Genomic DNA, 17,219 nt, shown 5'->3' with positions numbered 1-17,219 from the left:
GTGGAGGTCGGCGCGTCCTACTACTTCCGTGTCAACAACGGCCTCGGCCCGGGCCGCGCGGCGCCCCCCGGCCTCCGAGCGCGGGGGGGCGGGGGGCCCGGCCCCCCCCCCCCCTCGGGCGGCACCCCTGCCGGTGGGTGCAGTGTTCCTGGGAGGTCCCGGGGAAGGGTCCCGGGAGTCGGTCGTCAGCCCTGCTTGATGGCCGAGACGTCGAGCGCGATCTTGATCTTGTCGCCGACGAGCACGCCGCCGGTCTCGAGCGCCGCGTTCCAGGTCAGGCCGAACTCCTTGCGCGAGATCTCCGTCGTCGCCTCGAAGCCGGCGCGCGCGTTGCCGAACGGGTCGGTCGCGGTGCCCGCGAACTCGGTCTCGAGCTCGACCGGCTTGGTCACGCCGTTGATGGTCAGGTCGCCCGCCACGACGAAGTCGTCGCCGTCGCCGGAGATGCTGGTCGACGCGAAGCTCCACGTCGGCTTGTTCTCGGCGTCCCAGAAGTCCGCGCTGCGCAGGTGGTTGTCGCGGTTCGCGTCGCCCGTGCTCACGGACGCCGCGTCGAGCTCGGCGGTCACGGAGGTCGACTCGAGGTCGTCGCCCACGGTGATGGTGCCGGCCGTGATGGCGAGCGTGCCGCGCACCTTGGAGATGCCGGCGTGGCGGACCGTGAAGGCCGCCTGCGAGTGGGACGAGTCGAGGGCGTAGGTACCGGCGTTGAGCCCGGCGGGCAGCGGCGTGGCCATGGGTGCTCCTGAGGGGTCGTGGGTCCCGGAGGACCGAACTTGGTTGAAGGTTCAACTTCGTACGAGCGTATCAACAGCAGGGGGTGATCCGTCTATTCCCGGTGGGGTGGAAGAATGTTCCGCGAGGTTCCGCCCCAGAACCGACCCCTGTCCGCGAGCGCCCGAGGACCTATGACCAGCAACGACGTCGACGCCCAGCCGACGACGACCACCCCCAGCACCACCGCGACCGCGAGCGAGGAGCCTCGCTGGCTCGACGCCGAGCAGCAGCGGTTGTGGCGCGCCTACCTCGACGGGACCGTGCGCTTCATCGAGTCGCTGGGGCGTGACCACGAGGAGCAGTCGGAGGTCTCGCTCAACGAGTACGAGCTGCTCGTACGGCTCTCGGAGAGCCCCGACCACACGCTGCGCATGTCCGCGCTCGCCGACGGCCTCGCCCGGTCCCGCAGCCGTGTCACCCACACGGTCGCGCGCATGGAGGCGCGCGGCCTGGTCCGGCGTTCGGCGAGCACCGGCGACCGCCGCGGGGTCAACTGCGAGATGACGGCCGAGGGCTACCGCGTCCTCGTGGCATCCGCGCCGGCGCACGTGGCCGCCGTGCGCCGGTTCATGGTCGACGTCCTCACGCCGGAGCAGTTCCGCGCGCTCGGCGAGGCGATGGCCGCCGTCGCCGAGGCGTGCAAGGCGGACCGCGACTCCTGACACCGCGGTCGCCTCGGGCACGTCCGCGGCGCGTCCCGGGAGCGTCTCGGGGCGACCGGCTCGCCGGTGCGGGTCCGGGCCCCGGAGTGCGGGACACTGGTACGCATGGTCTCCACCATCGTCCACCTCCTGCGCCACGGCGAGGTCCACAACCCCGACGGCGTCCTCTACGGCCGCATCCCCGGCTACCACCTCTCCGAGCGGGGCCACGAGATGGCCCGCCGCGTCGCCGCGCACCTCGCGGGCGAGCCTGGCCCCGACGGCACGTCGCGCCCGCGCGCGGACCTCGCCGTCGTCGTCGCGTCGCCGCTCCAGCGCGCCCAGGAGACGGCCACGCCGGCCGCCGAGGCGTTCGGGCTCGAGCTCGGCACGGACGACCGCCTCATCGAGGCGGCGAACCACTTCGAGGGCAAGACGTTCGGCGTCGGGGACGGGTCGCTGCGCCACCCGCAGCACTGGCCCTACCTGTGGAACCCGTTCCGCCCGTCGTGGGGAGAGCCGTACACCGAGCAGGTCGCGCGCATGCGCGCCGCCGTCGCCGACGCCCGGGACAAGGCCGCGGGCCACGAGGCCCTCCTCGTGAGCCACCAGCTCCCCGTGTGGCTCACGCGCCTGAGCTTCGAGAACCGCCGCCTGTGGCACGACCCGCGCAAGCGGCAGTGCTCGCTCGCGTCGCTCACGTCCCTGCACTTCGAGGACGACCGCCTCGTCGGCCTGCACTACTCCGAGCCGGTCGCCGACCTCCTCCCGGGCGCCGCGACCGTCGCGGGGGCGTGACGTCGGTCATGTCTCGCGCCGTCGTCGCCGCCCGGACGCCCGAACCGTCCCGTTCGGGAGTGGCGGAGGTCACGTCTCCCAGGTGGCGTCCAGGAACCCCGGGCAGGGTGCCTCCCGTGATGACGCTGTGACCGCCAGCTCGCGCGCGCCTGACGTGCGCGCCCTCCTGCCCCTGCGCCGCGTGCTGACCGCGGGCGTCGTGGTCGCCGCGACGCTCGGCCTCGCGGCGTGCGCCCAGGACTCGGGCGCGACGACCGACGTCGTCGGGCAGGGCTACGTCTCCGGCGACGGCTCGGTCCGTACGTGGGACGCCGGCGAGCGCGGCGACGTCGTGGCGCTCACCGGCACCGACTACGAGGGCGAGCAGGTCGACACGAGCGCCTGGCTGGGCGACGTCGTCGTGCTCAACACCTGGTACGCGGCGTGCGCGCCGTGCCGCGCCGAGGCGCCCGACCTCGTCGCGCTGGCGAACGACCGCGCCGACGACGGCGTGCAGGTGCTCGGCATCAACACGACCGACGAGGCGGGCGCCGCGCAGGCGTTCCAGCGCCGGTTCGAGGTGCCGTACCCGTCGATCGACGACCGCAGCGGGGAGGTCGTCGCGGCGCTCTCCGGCACCGTGCCGCTCCAGGCCGTGCCGTCGACGGTCGTGCTCGACCGCGAGGGCCGCGTCGCGGCGCGCGTCATCGGGCTCGCCGAGGGCTCGACCCTGGACGCGCTCGTCGACGACGTGCTCGCCGAGGACGAGGCGGCCGGCTGACCGTGGTCACCCTCGCGTCCCTCGCCGCCTCCGTCCCGGCCGCCGCGCTCCCCGCGGCCGCCGCGACGAGCGTCGGCGACACGTTCGCCACGACGGTCTGGAGCGGGTCGATGCTGCTGGCGGTCCCGGTGGCGATCCTGGCGGGGCTCGTCTCCTTCGCGTCGCCGTGCGTGCTGCCGCTCGTGCCCGGGTACGTCGGCTACGTCTCGGGCATGGCCGCGGCGAACGCCGGGAGCGGGCGCGGCGCGTCCGGGGGCACGACGACGGCCACGCGGGTCACGGCGCCGAGCCGCGGGCGCGTGCTCGCGGGGGTCGGGCTCTTCGTCGCAGGCTTCACGCTCGTGTTCGTCGCGCTGATGGTCGCCGCCGGCGCGATCGGCGTCCACCTCGTGCGGTGGGAGGACGTCATCACGCGCGTCCTGGGCGTCGTCGTGATCCTCATGGGGCTCGCCTTCATGGGCGCCGTCCCGTTCCTCCAGCGCGAGCGGCGCCTGCACCTGAGCCCCCAGGCCGGGCTGTGGGGAGCGCCGCTGCTCGGCATCGTCTTCGGGCTCGGCTGGACGCCGTGCCTCGGTCCGACGCTCGTCGCCGTGCAGTCGCTGTCGCTGACCGAGGCCTCGGCGGGCCGGGGCGCGATCCTCGGGGTCGCCTACTGCCTCGGTCTCGGCGTGCCGTTCCTCCTCATCGCGCTCGGGCTGCAGAGCTCGCAGCGCATGCTCGGTTTCCTGCGCCGGCACCGTCTCGCGATCATGCGGATCGGCGGCGGGCTGCTCGTGCTCATCGGCCTCGCGCTGGTCACGGGTCTGTGGGCGACGTGGACGACGTCGCTGCAGGGCTGGATCGGCGGATTCGTGACGGTGGTGTGAGATGAGCGACGAGACCGACCAGGCCGAGAGGGCCGCGAAGCCCGGCGGGCGGGCGGCGGGCTACCGCCCCGAGGGCATCGACGACGCGTTCTCCGCGGGCGACGGCCCGGGGGACCGGACGCCGTCGGGTGGCGAGGGCGGCACGGGAGGCGACGGCGGCCCGGCGCTCCCGAGGCTCGGCTGGCGCGGCACGCTGCGGTGGACCTGGCGCCAGCTCACGAGCATGCGCGTCGCGCTCATGCTCCTCATGCTGCTCGCGGTCGCGGCGGTGCCCGGCTCCGTCCTGCCGCAGCGCCCGCAGGACCCGGCAGCCGTGCTGCGCTACCTCCAGGAGAACCCGACGACGGGGGAGTGGCTCGACCGGCTCGGCTTCTTCGACGTCTACGCCTCGGTGTGGTTCTCGGCCATCTACATCCTGCTGTTCGTCTCGCTCGTCGGGTGCATCCTGCCGCGCACCAAGGCGCACTGGCAGGCGCTGCGCACGCGTCCCCCGCGCACGCCGCGGCGCTTCGACCGTTTCCCCGCGCAGGCGCGCGCCGTCACGGACGCCTCGCCGGACGACGTCGTCGCGGCGGCGAGCACCCACCTGCGCGGACGGCTCCGCTGGCTGCCGACGTTCCGTGTCGACACGGGCACCGAGAAGGCTGCCCCGGCGCGGGGCCGCGCCGCCGCACGACCCGCGGCGCGCACGGTGTCCGCCGAGCGGGGCTACGTGCGCGAGACCGGCAACCTCCTGTTCCACCTGTCGCTCGTCGGCCTCCTGGTCGCCGTCGCGACCGGACAGCTCCTGCACTACCGCGGCCAGGCGATCGTGACCGAGGGCCGCGGGTTCGCGAACGCGGTCGTCGACTACGACACGTTCGAGAACGGCGCGTGGTTCCGGCCGTCGTCGCTCGTCCCGTTCTCGATGACGCTCGACGCGTTCGAGTCGGAGTTCGCCCAGGACTCCGTCGCGTTCGCCCAGTCGCGCGACTTCACCGCGACGGTCACCGTGCGCGACCCCGACGGCACGACCCACGAGGAGACCATCAAGGTCAACCACCCGCTCACCGCGGGGGGCGCCAAGATCTACCTCCAGGGCAACGGGTTCGCGCCCGAGGTCACGGTGCACGACGCCGACGGCGAGGTCGCGTTCTCCGGCCGCGTGCCGTTCCTGCCCGAGGACACGATGTACACCTCGCGGGGCGTCATCAAGGTGCCCGACGTGTCCTCCGGCCTGGACCAGGTCGGCCTCGTCGGGTACTTCCTCCCGACGGCCCAGCTCAGCGAGGACGGCGAGACCGCGGCGTCGGTGTACCCGCAGCCGATCAACCCGCTGCTCGTGCTCGAGGTCTACCGCGGCGACCTCGGCCTCGACGAGGGCCTGCCGCAGAACGTCTACCGCCTCGACACCGACGACCTCACGCCGTCGGTCGACGAGGACGGCGAGCGCGTCAAGCTGCTCGTCGCGCCGGGCGAGACGGTCGACCTGCCTGACGGCCTCGGCACGATCACGTTCGACTCGCTGCCGCGCTACGTCGCCCTCGACCTGCGCCACGACCCGTCGCTCACGTGGGTCCTCGTGTTCGCGCTCGGCGCGCTCACGGGGCTCGCCGTCTCGCTGTTCACCCCGCGTCGCCGCGTGTGGGTGCGCGCGTGGCGCGAGGAGGTGCCCGGGACGGGCGACGACGCCCCGCGCGAGCGCACCGTCGTCGCCGTCGCGGGCCTCGCCCGCGGGGACGACGCCGGCCTCCAGGGCGAGGTGGACTCGCTTCTCGCCGCGCTCCCGGGCGTGGCACCATCGGGTGAGGGTGACCTCACCTCGTCGCCGGGACGCGCACCGGCCGACCGCACCCGCCCTACTGCGCGTCCCGCCCAGGACCCGACCGCGCGACCGCGCACGAAAGGCTGACCGATGACCGTAGCCGAGCTGAGCCAGGACCTCGTCTGGGCCGCTGCGACTGCCCTGACCGTCGCGCTCGTCGCGTTCGCGATCGACCTCGCGCGGCTCGCGGGCCGCGCCGACGACGAGCGGGCCGAGGCACGGGCCGACGCGAAGGCGCCCGGCGCGGAGGTGCTCGCGGGCGCGGGCGCGCCCGTCTCGCCGTACGGCCCGGACGCGCCGGACGCCGTCGACGCCGCAGCCGTCGCATCGCCCGAGCCGTCGCGCAAGGCCGCCAACATCGGGATCTCGCTCACGTGGCTCGGGACGGCGCTGCTGCTCGTCGCGATCGTCACGCGCGGGATCGCCGCCGGCCGCACGCCGTGGGCCAACATGTACGAGTTCACGCTCGTCGGCGCCTTCGTGGCTCTCGCGGTCTTCCTCGGCGTCTCCCTCAAGCGCGACGTGCGCTTCCTCGGGTCGTTCGTGACCGGTCTCGCGGTGCTCTTCCTCGTGCTCGCGCAGAACGCGTTCTTCGTCGCCGCGACCGGCGTGCAGCCCGCGCTCCAGTCCTACTGGCTCGTCATCCACGTGGGCGTCGCGATCATCGCGACGGGCATCTTCACCGTCGCGTTCGTCACGTCGGTGCTCCAGCTCCTGCGCGACTCGCGCGACTCCGGGAACGCGTTCCTCGGTGCGCGCGGCTGGCGCTGGCTCGACTCGACGCCGGGACCGCTCCAGCTCGAGGCGCTGAGCTTTCGCCTCAACGCGGTCGCGTTCGTGCTGTGGACGTTCACCATCATCGGTGGCGCGATCTGGGCCGAGCACGCATGGGGCCGCTACTGGGGCTGGGACCCCAAGGAGGTCTGGAGCTTCGTCGTCTGGATCGTGTACGCGGCGTACCTGCACGCCCGCACGACCCGCGGCTGGTCCGGGCGCCGGGCGGCGTACTTCGTGATCGTCGGCTACGCGTGCGTGCTGTTCAACTTCACGGGCGTGAACCTGCTGTTCAACGGGAAGCACTCGTACTCGGGCCTCAACCCGGGCGACTGACCCGGTCCGACACCGAGCCTCATCGAGCGCTGCGTCCCCGCGCGAGCGCTGCGTCCAGACACGCAGCGCTCGACCGCGGACGCAGCGCTCGACCTGCGCTTGGTGGGTCGGTCAGCGGGCGGTGTCGTCGCCGTCGTCGGACCCGTTGCTCGCCCCGGGTCGGCGCGCGTCGCCGTCGTCCTCGGTCCGGCCGTCGTCCGTCGTGTCCCCGGCCGCCGGAGGAGCGTCGTCCGTCGCGGGCGAGGGTGCCTCGTCCCGCGCCTGGCGACGCTGCTGCTGCTCGAGCCGCCAGAGGAACTCGGGGTCGTCGTCGGGCGCGACGGGGGCGTTGCGGCGCCGGCGCGGGCCGCCGTTCGTGGAGCCGCCCGACGGGCGGCCGCTCCCGTACCGCGAGCCCGAGCGCGACGCGGACCGCTTGACGAGGATCCAGGCGATGGGGCCGAGGAACGGCAGCAGGATGATGAGGACGATCCACAGCCCCTTGGGGATGCCGCCGCGTTCCTCCTCGTCGCTCGAGGCGAGGTCGACGAGCGCGTAGACCGCGAGGCCGACGGCGATGAGGGGGAGCAGCACGCGAAGCATGGCTCCAGCCTACGGGCCGTACCCTGGAGTCGTGCCTGTCGTCGTCTACTCCGTCCTGCGTCTGCTGCTCTTCGCCGCCGCGCTGGGCGTGCTCTGGTTCGCCGGCCTCCGGGGCTGGCTGCTCGTCCTGGTCGCCGCGGTCGTCGCGCTCATGCTGTCGTACCTGACCCTGCGCAAGCCCCGCGAGGCCGCCTCGCGCTATCTCGCCGCGCGGGCCGAGCACCGCGCGCGCACGGGCGAGCGGTTCTCGCGCGAGATCGAGGACGACGCGGCGGCCGAGGACGCGGCCCTCGACGCCGCCCTCGACCGCGAGGAGAACGCCGCCGCGCCGGGCACGGACCCGGCGCCGACCGAGCAGCCCGGGACCTCGTCGACCCGCTGAGCCGCCGGGGCCGCGGCCTGGGGGCGCTCAGAGCGCGAGCCCGACCCCCAGCAGCACGCCGTACGCCAGCTCGAACAGCCCGGTCCCGGCGAGCACCGGCACCAGGAGCGGCCCGCGCGCGCCCGCGATCACCGGGAGCGTGAGGAGCACGGCCGGCAGCAGGAGGACCAGGGTGCCGAGCGCCCAGGGCGACGCGAACGCGCACACGACCGCCAGCAGCAGCGGGACCCAGATCATCGCGACGTAGGCCCGGCGGGCCCGGAAGTCGCCGAGCCGGACCGCGAGCGTGCGCTTGCCCGCGACGACGTCGGTCGGGATGTCGCGGATGTTGTTCACCATGAGGATCGCGCACGCGAGCAGGCCCACCGCGACCGCGCCGACGGCCGACGGCCACGTGACCACGCCCGCCTGCGTGTAGGTGGTGCCGAGCGTGGCGACCAGACCGAAGAAGACGAACACCCCGACCTCGCCCAGGCCCCGGTAGCCGTAGGGGTTGCGGCCGCCCGTGTAGTACCAGCCCGCGAGGATCGCGAGCGCGCCCACGGCGATCAGCCACCAGTGGCCGGTCACCGCGCAGAGCACGAGCCCGAGCACGGCGGCGACGCCGAACGCGCCGAACGCCGCGGCGCGCACCTGCCCGGGCCGCGCGGCGCCCGTGGCGGTGAGCCGCATGGGGCCGACGCGGTCGAGGTCGGTGCCGCGCACGCCGTCGGAGTAGTCGTTCGCGTAGTTCACGCCCACCTGGAGCGCGAGCGCGACGCCGAGGGCGAGCAGCGCGGGCCAGAAGGCGAAGCCGTCCACCTGGGCCGCGGCGCCGGACCCGACGATGACGGGCGTCGCGGCGGCGGGAAGGGTGCGCGGGCGCGCGCCCGCGACCCACTCGGTGGTGCTGGCCATGGTGCTCCGTCTCGGTCGTGCGGGTCGTGCAGGGTGGTGGGACCGCGGGCGGCTCAACCAGGGCGGGCCTGGAGGTGCCCGACGGCGAGCCGCGCCACCGCGGCGCGGTCCACCTTGCCGGGCCCGCGGCGCGGGAGGTCCGCGACGACGAGCACGCGGCGTGGTGCGGCCGCCCGCTCCAGCCTATCCGCGACGTGGTCCCGGACCGCGGCGACGAGCGCGGCGGGGGCGTCCGCGACCGCGCTCCCGGTGCCGGGGCCCGGGGCCGAGCCGGGAGCGGCGGGCGCAGGCCTCGCCGTCGTGACGACCGCGACGACCTCCTGCCCCCACTCCGGGTGCGGCACGCCGACGACGCACGCCTCGCCCACGCCGTCGACCTCGGCGACCAAGGCCTCGACCGCGGCCGGGGCGACGTTGACGCCGCCCGTGACGACGACGTCGTCCGCCCGGCCGAGAACGGTGAGCGAGGGTCCGTCCGGCGCCACGTCGAGCCGTCCGAGGTCGCTGGTGCGGAACCAGCGCGTGCCGTCGTCGTCGGTGCGGAACGCGTGCGCGGTCGCGGCCGGGTCGCCGAGGTAGCCGTCGGCGAGGAACGGTCCGGAGAGCTCGACGACGCCCGTGGCGCCGCCCGGCCTGTCCGCGAGCGTGGTGCGTGCGAGGCGCACGCGTGCGCCCGCGAGCGGGACGCCGTCGTACACGCACCCGCCGCTCGTCTCCGTCATGCCGTACGTGGTCACGACGCGCGCGCCCGCCGCCCGCGCGCGGCGCAGCAGCGGGGGAGGCGCGGCGGCACCGCCGAGCAGGACCGCGTCGAGGGCGCAGAGCGCGTCGAGTCCCGCGGCGCCGCCGTCGGAGCCCGCCTCCGCCGCGGCGAGGAGGCGGTGGAGCTGCGTGGGGACCAGCGAGACGTACCGGCGCTCGGCGCGCGGTGCGCGGGTGACGAGCGCGGCGAAGCCGGCCGGGGTGAACGGCTCGTCCTCCGGCGCGACCGTGAGGCCTCGCCCGGCCGCGTGCGCGCGGGCGACCACCTGCACGCCCGCGACGTGCGTCGCGGGCAGCGTGAGGAGCCAGTGCCCGGGCCCGCCCAGCCGCTCGTGCGTCGCGGCGCCCGAGGCGCGCAGCGCCGCCGCGGACAGCACGACCTCGCGCGGCTCGCCCGTCGAGCCCGACGTGCGCAGGACGAGCGCGGCGCCCGGCGGCACGTCGGCGTGCCCGGGCCGGGGGAGCAGCGGGACGGGCGCCACCGGGGGACCGGCGCCGTCGAGCGCGGCGCCGACCGCAGCGACCAGGGAGTCGAGATCGGCGGGGACGACGGCGCGGTTCACCGGATCAGCGTAGGCCGGGCCGTAGGGTGACCGGGAAGCGCACGTCCGTCGCAGGGGCAGTGCCAGGACCGGGTCCTGGACCGACGGGAAGGTCGAGGATGACGAGGACGGCACGAGGACCCGGTGCGGTCCGGGCGGGGCTGGTCGTCGCGCTCGCTGCGGCGTCGGTCCTGCTCGCGGGGTGCGGCGGCGAGCCGGCCGCGCCCACGACGGAGACGGTCGACGCGGGCGTGTCCGCGGACAAGGGGGCACCGCCGACGCCGGACGTGCCGCTCGTCTGGCCGCTGACCGGCGTCGAGGCCGAGGAGGTCGCGGACCGCCCGGCGCTCGCGGTGAAGATCGAGAACGCGCCCCAGGCGCGCCCGCAGACCGGCCTCGAGCAGGCCGACGTCGTGTGGGAGGAGGTCGTCGAGGGCGGGATCACCCGGTTCGTCGCCGTCTACCACTCGCAGGTCCCCGAGAGCGTCGGCCCCGTCCGCTCGGTCCGGCCCATGGACCCGGCGATCGTCGGCCCGCTGCACGGGATCCTCGCGTACACGGGCGGGCAGCAGCCGTTCATCGATGCCGTCGGTGCGGCGGGGGTCCAGTCGGTCGTCATGGACGAGGGCGACGACGGGTTCACCACGACCCGCGCGCGCCGTGCGCCGCACAACGTGTACGGCAGCCCGGAGGAGTTCTGGGCCCAGGCCGACGGCGACCGCACCGCGCCCCCGCCCGCCCAGCTCGTGTTCGCCCGGGAGCCGGGGACCGGCACGGCCACCGTGGCGGGCAGCGCCGCGACGCGGCTCGACGTGCGGCTCACGTTCGCGAGCAGCGCCGTGTGGGAGTGGGACGCCGACGAGGGTCGCTACGTGCGCAGCGAGGGCGACACGCCCGCCGTGTCCTCGGACGAGGTGCGGCTCTCGGCGACGAACGTCGTGCTGCTGTCCGCGCCGATGCAGGACACGGCGTTCAAGGACCCGGCGGGGGTGCCCGTCCCGGAGACGAAGCTCGTGGGGACCGGCGAGGGCGTCGTCGCGAGCGGGGGCAAGCAGGTGCCGGTGACGTGGTCCAAGGAGACGGCCGAGTCCCCCGTGGTGCTCACCGGGGCGGACGGGAAGCCCGTCGAGCTCGAGCCCGGCGCCTCCTGGATCGAGCTCGTGCCGATCGGGTCGGGGAGCTGGGAGATCGGCTGAGCGCCCCTCTCGCCCGGCGGCGGTCTCCGGGGTCCTCCCCACGGCGTACGACCGCTCCGCCCCGAGGGGGACCGGCGGACATCCAGGTCGAGCCGCGGGGCCGACGCGGTGACGGGGCCCTGCGCGGCACCGTGGAGTCATGGCAACCGTCGTCCCGCACCCCGTCCATCCGTCCCAGCCCGGCACCCCCGGTGAGGGCGCCGCGCAGCGCTCGACCGAGGACCGGCTCCCGCCGTCCTACGCGCCGCGCACGCCGCGCGACGCCGAGCCCGGCGCCGCCCGCTCCGCCGCGCCCGTCGCGATCTCGGTCGGGCTCCTGTTCGGCCTCGCCGTCGCCGCGGCGTTCGTCGGCCGCGGCCTCATCGAGATGCTGACGAGCCTCGTCGCCGGCTCCTGACCCGCAGGGTCAGAACGCGTAGCCGAACCGGCCCCAGTCCGGGTCGCGCCGCTCCAGGAACGCGTCGCGCCCCTCCACGGCCTCGTCGGTCATGTAGGCGAGCCGCGTCGCCTCGCCCGCGAAGACCTGCTGGCCCATGAGCCCGTCGTCCGCGAGGTTGAACGCGAACTTGAGCATCCGGATCGCCTGCGGCGACTTCGACGCGATCGTGCGCGCGTAGTCGATCGCCAGCGCCTCGAGGTCCGCGTGGTCCGCGACCTCGTTCACCGCCCCCCACTCGTACGCGTCCTGCGCCGAGTACTCCCGCGCGAGGAAGAAGATCTCCCGCGCCCGCTTCTGCCCCACCTGCCGCGCCAGGTACGCCGAGCCGTAGCCGCCGTCGAACGAGCCGACGTTCGCGTCGGTCTGCTTGAACCGCGCGTGCTCGCGGCTCGCGATCGACAGGTCCGCGACCACGTGCAGCGAGTGCCCGCCGCCGGCCGCCCACCCGTTGACGACCGCGACCACGACCTTGGGCATCGTCCGGATGAGCCGCTGCACCTCGAGGATGTGCAGGCGCCCCGCGCGGGCCGGGTCCACCGCGTCGCGCGTGTGCACGTCGCCGCCGCCGTCGGGCGCGGTCGTGTACTGGTAGCCCGAGCGCCCACGGATCCGCTGGTCGCCCCCGGAGCAGAACGCCCACCCGCCGTCCTTCGGGGAGGGGCCGTTGCCCGTGAGGAGCACCGTCCCCACGTCGGACGTCATGCGCGCGTGGTCGAGCACGCGGTACAGCTCGTCCACGGTGTGGGGGCGGAACGCGTTGCGCACCTCCGGGCGGTCGAACGCGACACGCACCACGGGCAGGTCGCGCACGACGGTCCCGTCCGTGTCGCGCTCCACGCCCCGGTGGTACGTGACGTCGGTCAGCTCCTCGAACCCGGCGACGTCGCGCCACGCGCCCGGGTCGAACGTCTCGGACACCTGGCGGGGGAGCGCGTGCGCGCGGGGGTCGTCGGCGGGGACGGCGGGGGTGGGTTCGGTGCTGCTCACGGTCGTCACGGTAGCCGCTGCGGGGCGAGGGCCGCGCCCGGCGCGGGGGCCCGCTCGTCGGCGTGGGGATCGGGCGCCGGGGCGGCGCCGTCACGCCGCGGCGCTGCGAGGCCGAGAACGAGGCCGGCGCCGACGACGAGCGTCCCGACCAGGGAGCGGGCGTCGAGCGCCTCGAACCCGAGGGCGACCGAGGTCACGAGCGCCGCGACGGGCAGGAGGCCCGCGAACAGGCCGGCCCGCGCGGGGCCGATCGCGGCCAGCCCGGAGTACCAGAGCAGGAACGCCACGGCCGTGACGACGACGGCGAGGTAGGCGAGCGCGGCGAGCTCGGCGGCGTCGGGCACGGCGAGGAACGGCTGCCCGGTGACCTGCAGCCGGACGAGGCCGAGCACGGCGAGCTGGGGGACGGCCAGGACGCACGCGTACGCGGAGACGCGCAGTGCGCCGAGCGTCGGCAGGAGCGGCACGGCGAGCAGCGAGAAGCACACCTCGCACGCGAGCGCGCCGAGCGCGAGCGCGACGCCCACCGGGTCCCCCGAGCCGCCGCCCTCGACGACCACGACGCCGGCCGTCACCACGACCGCCGCCGCGAGGGTCCGGACCGCGACGCGGCGCGCCCGGAGCGCGGCGGCCGCGGCGAGCACGACGGGCGACGCGCCGACGACCGCCCCGACGAGGGACGGGTCCGCGCGCCCCGCGCTCTCGACGACGAGGACGCTGAACCCCACGAGACCGGTCGCCGCGAGCGCGGTGAGGCGCAGCAGCGCGCCCGGCGACGGCAGCACCCACGGCACGCGCCGCACGGCGAGGACGGCGAGCAGGACGAGCGCCGCGACGGCGTAGCGCGCGGCCTGCCCGCCGAGGACCGGGAAGTCGGCGAGGGCGGCGGACGCGACGAACGACGAGCCGACGATCACCATGCCGAGGGTGCACCGGAGGTCGCCGGACCGTGCCGGGCCGGGGTGGTCGGGCGCACGGCCGCCGTCGTCGGACGGGACGTCGTGGGAGGGGCGGGGAGCGAGGGCCATGCGTCGACCGTAGGGTCGAGCCTGGACCAGGGTGCAGGTCCAGATCATGCCTGGTTCACTGGGCCAGATGACGACCCGGATCGAGCCCGACGCGCTGCTGCTCGCCCTCGGACCGCGACCGGGCCGCGACGTCGGCCGGTGGCTCCACGCCGGTCTGCGCGCGGCCGTGGTGGACGGCCGGCTCGAGGCGGGCGCCGTGCTCCCCTCGAGCCGCGACGCGGCGGTGGCGCTCGGTGTCTCGCGCGGCACCGTGACCACCGCCGTCGACGTGCTCGTCGGCGAGGGGCTGCTCGTGTCCCGGCCCCGGTCGGGGGTGGTCGTCGCGGCGCTGCCCGCGCCGCCGTCGGGCCGCGCCGGGACGGCGGCGCCCCGCCCGCCCCGTGCGGCACCCGGCACGGGGCCGGACACCGAGACCGGCACCGGGCCCGGCCCGGTGCCGGGGGCCCGGCCGGTGAGCGTCGGCACGCCCGACCCCGCTCTCTTCCCCCGCGCCGCGTGGGCGCGCGCCGTGCGCGACGGCGTGCGGGGCCTGGCCGACGCCGACCTGGGCTACCCGGACCCCCAGGGGCTGCCGGCGCTGCGCGAGGCGCTCGCGGTCCACCTGCGGCGCGCGCGGGGCGCTCATGTCACGGCGGACGACGTGGTCGTGGTGAGCGGGGTCGCCCAGGCGCTCTCGCTGCTCGCCCGGCTGCTCGCCGCGGGACGGGTCGCGGGCCCAGCGCCCGAGGGGCGGGCGGCGGTGGCCGTCGAGGACCCGTCGTCGCGCGGGGCGCTCGAGCTGCTGCGCGACGCCGGCCTGCGGACGGTCGGCGTGCCCGTGGACGGCGACGGCCTGCGCGCGGACCTGCTGCCCGACGACGCGCGCGCCGTCCTCGTGACGCCCGCTCACCAGTTCCCGCTCGGGGTCGTCCTCGGTCCCGCGCGACGGCGCGCGCTGCTCGCGTGGGCGGCGGCGGGGGACCGCCTCGTGCTCGAGGACGACTACGACGCCGAGCTGCGGTACGACCGGCAGCCGGTGGCCTCCGTGCAGGCCCTGGACCCCGAACGTGTCGTCCTGCTCGGCTCGGTGTCCAAGCTGCTCTCGCCCGCGCTGCGGCTCGGCTGGGTCGTGGCGCCGCCGCACGTCGTCGGGCCGCTGGTGGAGGCGAAGCGGCACGCGGACCTCGGGACCTCGGTGCCCGAGCAGGCGGCGCTCGCGGCGCTGCTCGGCTCGGGCGCCTACCAGCGGCACCTGCGCCGGGCTCGGCTCGTGTACCAGCGACGGCGACGCCTGCTGCTCGACGCGCTCGCGAGCGCCCTTCCGGGGGTGGAGGTGGGCGGGGTCGCCGCCGGGCTGCATCTCGTCGTGCCGCTCCCCGACCCGGCCGCCGAGCGCGCTGCGGTCGACGGTCTGCACGCGGCCGGGGTGCCGGCCGAGCCCCTCAGCGGGACGGGGGTGGACCGCCGCGAGGCGGGGGTGGTGGTGGGCACCGCGCGCGTGCGCGACGGTGACGTCGGTCTCGTGGCGCACGTGCTGCGGACGGCGGTCTTGACCCGATCCAATTAACTGGTACGTTAGTACCAGTTCTGCGCACGACGGCGGGCCCTGCCACCCGGTGCGTCGACCCGAGGGAGTCTCCCCATGGCATGGATCGTCCTCATCCTCTCCGGCATGCTCGAGGCCGGCTGGGCCCTGAGCCTCAAGGCGTCGCACGGCTTCACCAAGCTCTGGCCGAGCGTCGCGTTCGTCGTCATGCTCGTCCTGAGCATGGTCGGCCTGAGCATCGCCCTGAAGTCCCTGCCCGTCGGCGTGGCCTACGGTGTCTGGGTGGGGATCGGTGCCTCGCTCACCGCCGCCCTCGCCGTCGTCCTGTTCGACGAGCCCGTCACGGTCCTCAAGGTCATCTCCCTCGTGCTGATCGTCGCCGGGGTCGTGGGGCTCAACCTCTCCGGGGGAGGGCACTGACACCCATGCCGACCGAGACCGTCGACCCGCGGCCCGTGCCGCGCCGCCAGGCGCGCGGGGTCGCGCGCCGTGACGCGATCGTCCGCGCCGCCGCGGACCTCATCCTCCAGGAGGGTCCGGCATCGGTGACCCACCGCGCCGTCGCGGCCCGGGCCGACGTCCCGCTCGCCGCCACGACGTACTACTTCACCGGCCTCGACGACCTCATCGGCGCGGCCGGCGAGGTCGTGGTCGCCGGGTGGGCGGCCCACGCGCGCGGCGCGGCCGATCGGGCCGCGCGGGGCGGTGACCGCGCGCGCGAGGACGCCCACGTGCTCGTCGACGCCGTCCTGCCGCCCGGGGGCGAGAGCGAGCTGCGCGGCTTCTACGAGCACCTCGTGGGCGCGGGTCGCTACCCCGCGCTCGCCCGGGCCTACGGCGAGGGCCGGCAGGGCCTCGACGACGCCGTCGGGCAGCTCCTCGCGGTGCGCGGTCTCGCGAGCGTCCCGCCCGCGCTGCTCATCGCCGTGGTGGACGGCGCCGCGGTGAGCGCGCTGAGCGAGAGCCGCGACGTGCGTGCGCTCGCCGTGCAGCTCGTCGGCGAGCTGGTGGGCCCGGCGCGCGCGAGCTGACGACCGACGGAGGAGCGGGTCGGGCACCGCGCCGGACGGCCGGGATAGCCTCACGGCCCATGAGCCGTCGACCGTCCTCGCCCCGCACCGCGCTGCGCGACCGCCTGGTCCCGGAGAGCGTCCGCTCGCTCACGTCGACCGGCGTCGCGCTCGTGCTGGGACCCCTCGCCGTCGTCCTCGTGGCGCGCCCGCTCGGGCTCGACGACGGCACCGCGCCCGTCGCAGCCGGCCTCCTCGTGTGGGTGGTGCTGTCGGGGCTGTACTGCGTGCTCACGTGCGTGGCGTTCGCCGGGCGCCGCGGGCCCGCGCTCGAGCGGGCGCTCGTCGCCGCACACCCCGAGGGCCGGGGCCGGGCGCGCACGTGGCTCCTCGGCGGCGGCTCCGCGGCGTGGTCCGTCCAGTTCGCGCTCATGGCGCTGCTCGTCGGGTTCGTGCTCGCCCAGGGAGTGGCGTGGGCCGCCGTCCCCGTGATCACCGTGCTGGGCGTCACGGTGATCGTCGTCTCGTGGGTGACGGTCCTCGTCTCCTACTCCGTGCACTACGCCCGGCGCGACGTCGCGGCGGGGGACGGCGGGTTCACCTTCCCGGGGCAGGGCCCGCGCGCCTTCGCGGACTACGTGTACCTCGCGGCGGGGGTGAGCACGACGTTCTCGACGGCCGACGTGACGGTGCTCGACACGCCCACGCGTCGCATGGTCACGACCCACGCCGTCGTCGCGTTCGCGTTCAACGCCGTGATCGTGGCGCTCGTCGTCGTGGTGCTCGTGAACGCCTGAGCGCCGCGCACCGTCGGGCGACGTGGGACCTCCCGCGGTGGCCTAGCCTGGAAGGCGTGCCCGACCCCCTCGAGACCGTCGTCTACCGCACCTCACTGACCACGCGGTTCCGCGGGCTCGACGCGCGCGACGGCGTGCTGCTGCGCGGGGAGGCCGGGTGGGGTGAGTTCTCCCCGTTCTGGGACTACGACGACGCCGAGTCGGCGCCCTGGCTGCGCGCGGCCCCCCCGGGCCCCCCCCCCCGGCCGGGGGGTGTAAACAAAACACCGCCCCCCCCCACGGGGGGGCGGGCGGGTGGGCGGGGGGGGGGGGTAGA

Annotated in this window: 19 protein-coding genes and 1 pseudogene; 14 read left to right on the top strand and 6 right to left on the bottom strand. The window is 75.8% G+C overall.

Features of this window, described 5'->3' with window-relative positions:
• Nucleotides 1–185: 185 nt before the first annotated feature.
• Entirely contained in the window at nucleotides 186–737 is a 552-nt protein-coding gene (locus ACFWH7_RS15965; RefSeq protein WP_053369575.1) for a YceI family protein, read from the bottom strand.
• A gap of 171 nt (nucleotides 738–908) precedes the next feature.
• Here ACFWH7_RS15965 and ACFWH7_RS15960 point away from each other — a divergent pair, with 171 nt between their 5' ends.
• From ACFWH7_RS15960 to ccsB, 6 genes are all read left to right on the top strand, one after another.
• Nucleotides 909–1,439 carry a MarR family winged helix-turn-helix transcriptional regulator gene (locus ACFWH7_RS15960; protein WP_378217750.1) on the top strand — a complete coding sequence of 177 codons (531 nt, stop codon included), beginning with the start codon at nucleotides 909–911 and terminating at the stop codon, nucleotides 1,437–1,439.
• A 105-nt stretch (nucleotides 1,440–1,544) separates the two neighbouring features.
• Complete coding sequence (locus tag ACFWH7_RS15955; protein WP_378217748.1) at nucleotides 1,545–2,216, top strand: histidine phosphatase family protein; 672 nt, start codon at nucleotides 1,545–1,547, stop codon at nucleotides 2,214–2,216.
• Nucleotides 2,217–2,343: 127 nt separating this feature from the next.
• Complete coding sequence (locus tag ACFWH7_RS15950) at nucleotides 2,344–2,976, top strand: TlpA family protein disulfide reductase (RefSeq protein WP_378217746.1); 633 nt, start codon at nucleotides 2,344–2,346, stop codon at nucleotides 2,974–2,976.
• Nucleotides 2,977–3,086: 110 nt separating this feature from the next.
• Nucleotides 3,087–3,842 (top strand): cytochrome c biogenesis CcdA family protein, encoded by a 756-nt coding sequence (locus ACFWH7_RS15945; protein WP_378217757.1) that lies wholly within the window; start codon nucleotides 3,087–3,089, stop codon nucleotides 3,840–3,842.
• Between the two features lies 1 nt (nucleotide 3,843).
• Entirely contained in the window at nucleotides 3,844–5,733 is a 1,890-nt protein-coding gene (gene resB, locus ACFWH7_RS15940; protein ID WP_378217744.1) for a cytochrome c biogenesis protein ResB, read from the top strand.
• A 3-nt stretch (nucleotides 5,734–5,736) separates the two neighbouring features.
• On the top strand, nucleotides 5,737–6,756 hold the full coding sequence (gene ccsB, locus ACFWH7_RS15935) for a c-type cytochrome biogenesis protein CcsB (RefSeq protein WP_378217742.1): 1,020 nt from the start codon (nucleotides 5,737–5,739) through the stop codon (nucleotides 6,754–6,756).
• 111 nt (nucleotides 6,757–6,867) lie between these two features.
• Here the strand turns inward: ccsB and ACFWH7_RS15930 are convergent, their stop codons facing one another.
• Nucleotides 6,868–7,338, bottom strand: coding sequence for a PLD nuclease N-terminal domain-containing protein (locus ACFWH7_RS15930; RefSeq protein WP_378217740.1), 471 nt, complete (start codon nucleotides 7,336–7,338; stop codon nucleotides 6,868–6,870).
• A 31-nt stretch (nucleotides 7,339–7,369) separates the two neighbouring features.
• Between ACFWH7_RS15930 and ACFWH7_RS15925 the strand changes: the two genes are divergently transcribed.
• A complete protein-coding gene (locus ACFWH7_RS15925; RefSeq protein ID WP_378217737.1) occupies nucleotides 7,370–7,720 on the top strand; it encodes a DUF4229 domain-containing protein in 351 nt (116 codons plus the stop codon).
• A 27-nt stretch (nucleotides 7,721–7,747) separates the two neighbouring features.
• Here ACFWH7_RS15925 and ACFWH7_RS15920 read toward each other — a convergent pair whose 3' ends face one another.
• Both ACFWH7_RS15920 and ACFWH7_RS15915 read right to left on the bottom strand, forming a co-directional pair.
• Entirely contained in the window at nucleotides 7,748–8,617 is an 870-nt protein-coding gene (locus tag ACFWH7_RS15920) for a 1,4-dihydroxy-2-naphthoate polyprenyltransferase (protein ID WP_047231559.1), read from the bottom strand.
• Nucleotides 8,618–8,670: 53 nt separating this feature from the next.
• Nucleotides 8,671–9,942, bottom strand: coding sequence for an AMP-binding protein (locus ACFWH7_RS15915; RefSeq protein ID WP_378217734.1), 1,272 nt, complete (start codon nucleotides 9,940–9,942; stop codon nucleotides 8,671–8,673).
• A 98-nt stretch (nucleotides 9,943–10,040) separates the two neighbouring features.
• Between ACFWH7_RS15915 and ACFWH7_RS15910 the strand changes: the two genes are divergently transcribed.
• Both ACFWH7_RS15910 and ACFWH7_RS15905 read left to right on the top strand, forming a co-directional pair.
• Nucleotides 10,041–11,117: a DUF3048 domain-containing protein gene (locus ACFWH7_RS15910; protein ID WP_378217732.1), complete on the top strand. Its 1,077-nt coding sequence runs from the start codon at nucleotides 10,041–10,043 to the stop codon at nucleotides 11,115–11,117.
• Nucleotides 11,118–11,256: 139 nt separating this feature from the next.
• The gene (locus tag ACFWH7_RS15905) at nucleotides 11,257–11,514 is read left to right on the top strand and encodes a hypothetical protein (RefSeq protein WP_378217730.1); all 258 of its coding nucleotides are present in this window, start codon (nucleotides 11,257–11,259) and stop codon (nucleotides 11,512–11,514) included.
• Between the two features lie 9 nt (nucleotides 11,515–11,523).
• Here ACFWH7_RS15905 and ACFWH7_RS15900 read toward each other — a convergent pair whose 3' ends face one another.
• Together ACFWH7_RS15900 and ACFWH7_RS15895 are read right to left on the bottom strand one after the other, a co-directional pair.
• Nucleotides 11,524–12,543 (bottom strand): 1,4-dihydroxy-2-naphthoyl-CoA synthase, encoded by a 1,020-nt coding sequence (locus tag ACFWH7_RS15900; RefSeq protein WP_378217728.1) that lies wholly within the window; start codon nucleotides 12,541–12,543, stop codon nucleotides 11,524–11,526.
• Between the two features lie 5 nt (nucleotides 12,544–12,548).
• Nucleotides 12,549–13,571: an EamA family transporter gene (locus ACFWH7_RS15895; RefSeq protein WP_378217726.1), complete on the bottom strand. Its 1,023-nt coding sequence runs from the start codon at nucleotides 13,569–13,571 to the stop codon at nucleotides 12,549–12,551.
• Nucleotides 13,572–13,617: 46 nt separating this feature from the next.
• On the opposite strand from ACFWH7_RS15895, the gene pdxR reads away from it, so the two are divergent.
• From pdxR to ACFWH7_RS15870, 5 genes and pseudogenes are all read left to right on the top strand, one after another.
• Nucleotides 13,618–15,117 carry a MocR-like pyridoxine biosynthesis transcription factor PdxR gene (gene pdxR, locus ACFWH7_RS15890; protein WP_378217724.1) on the top strand — a complete coding sequence of 500 codons (1,500 nt, stop codon included), beginning with the start codon at nucleotides 13,618–13,620 and terminating at the stop codon, nucleotides 15,115–15,117.
• Nucleotides 15,118–15,192: 75 nt separating this feature from the next.
• Nucleotides 15,193–15,516 carry a DMT family transporter gene (locus ACFWH7_RS15885; RefSeq protein WP_378217722.1) on the top strand — a complete coding sequence of 108 codons (324 nt, stop codon included), beginning with the start codon at nucleotides 15,193–15,195 and terminating at the stop codon, nucleotides 15,514–15,516.
• A gap of 5 nt (nucleotides 15,517–15,521) precedes the next feature.
• Entirely contained in the window at nucleotides 15,522–16,127 is a 606-nt protein-coding gene (locus ACFWH7_RS15880; RefSeq protein WP_378217720.1) for a TetR/AcrR family transcriptional regulator, read from the top strand.
• Between the two features lie 59 nt (nucleotides 16,128–16,186).
• Nucleotides 16,187–16,903: a DUF1345 domain-containing protein gene (locus ACFWH7_RS15875; RefSeq protein ID WP_378217718.1), complete on the top strand. Its 717-nt coding sequence runs from the start codon at nucleotides 16,187–16,189 to the stop codon at nucleotides 16,901–16,903.
• A 47-nt stretch (nucleotides 16,904–16,950) separates the two neighbouring features.
• Nucleotides 16,951–17,219 (top strand): annotated as a pseudogene (locus ACFWH7_RS15870) (hypothetical protein); the annotation flags it as partial.

Origin of the sequence: Cellulosimicrobium cellulans, assembly GCF_042723955.1 — a bacterium.
In the GTDB taxonomy this organism is placed as follows: Bacteria; Actinomycetota; Actinomycetes; order Actinomycetales; family Cellulomonadaceae; genus Cellulosimicrobium; species Cellulosimicrobium cellulans_H.
This window is presented reverse-complemented; position numbering and strand designations above follow the sequence as displayed.

What these genes read in the sequence shown, in the direction of transcription:
- ACFWH7_RS15965 (WP_053369575.1), bottom strand. Translation starts at nt 737, where the DNA reads ATGGCCACGCCGCTGCCCGCCGGGCTCAACGCCGGTACCTACGCCCTC.
- ACFWH7_RS15960 (WP_378217750.1), top strand. Translation starts at nt 909, where the DNA reads ATGACCAGCAACGACGTCGACGCCCAGCCGACGACGACCACCCCCAGC.
- ACFWH7_RS15955 (WP_378217748.1), top strand. Translation starts at nt 1,545, where the DNA reads ATGGTCTCCACCATCGTCCACCTCCTGCGCCACGGCGAGGTCCACAAC.
- ACFWH7_RS15945 (WP_378217757.1), top strand. Translation starts at nt 3,087, where the DNA reads ATGCTGCTGGCGGTCCCGGTGGCGATCCTGGCGGGGCTCGTCTCCTTC.
- resB (WP_378217744.1), top strand. Translation starts at nt 3,844, where the DNA reads ATGAGCGACGAGACCGACCAGGCCGAGAGGGCCGCGAAGCCCGGCGGG.
- ccsB (WP_378217742.1), top strand. Translation starts at nt 5,737, where the DNA reads ATGACCGTAGCCGAGCTGAGCCAGGACCTCGTCTGGGCCGCTGCGACT.
- ACFWH7_RS15930 (WP_378217740.1), bottom strand. Translation starts at nt 7,338, where the DNA reads ATGCTTCGCGTGCTGCTCCCCCTCATCGCCGTCGGCCTCGCGGTCTAC.
- ACFWH7_RS15920 (WP_047231559.1), bottom strand. Translation starts at nt 8,617, where the DNA reads ATGGCCAGCACCACCGAGTGGGTCGCGGGCGCGCGCCCGCGCACCCTT.
- ACFWH7_RS15910 (WP_378217732.1), top strand. Translation starts at nt 10,041, where the DNA reads ATGACGAGGACGGCACGAGGACCCGGTGCGGTCCGGGCGGGGCTGGTC.
- ACFWH7_RS15905 (WP_378217730.1), top strand. Translation starts at nt 11,257, where the DNA reads ATGGCAACCGTCGTCCCGCACCCCGTCCATCCGTCCCAGCCCGGCACC.
- ACFWH7_RS15895 (WP_378217726.1), bottom strand. Translation starts at nt 13,571, where the DNA reads ATGGCCCTCGCTCCCCGCCCCTCCCACGACGTCCCGTCCGACGACGGC.
- pdxR (WP_378217724.1), top strand. Translation starts at nt 13,618, where the DNA reads ATGCCTGGTTCACTGGGCCAGATGACGACCCGGATCGAGCCCGACGCG.
- ACFWH7_RS15885 (WP_378217722.1), top strand. Translation starts at nt 15,193, where the DNA reads ATGGCATGGATCGTCCTCATCCTCTCCGGCATGCTCGAGGCCGGCTGG.
- ACFWH7_RS15880 (WP_378217720.1), top strand. Translation starts at nt 15,522, where the DNA reads ATGCCGACCGAGACCGTCGACCCGCGGCCCGTGCCGCGCCGCCAGGCG.
- ACFWH7_RS15875 (WP_378217718.1), top strand. Translation starts at nt 16,187, where the DNA reads ATGAGCCGTCGACCGTCCTCGCCCCGCACCGCGCTGCGCGACCGCCTG.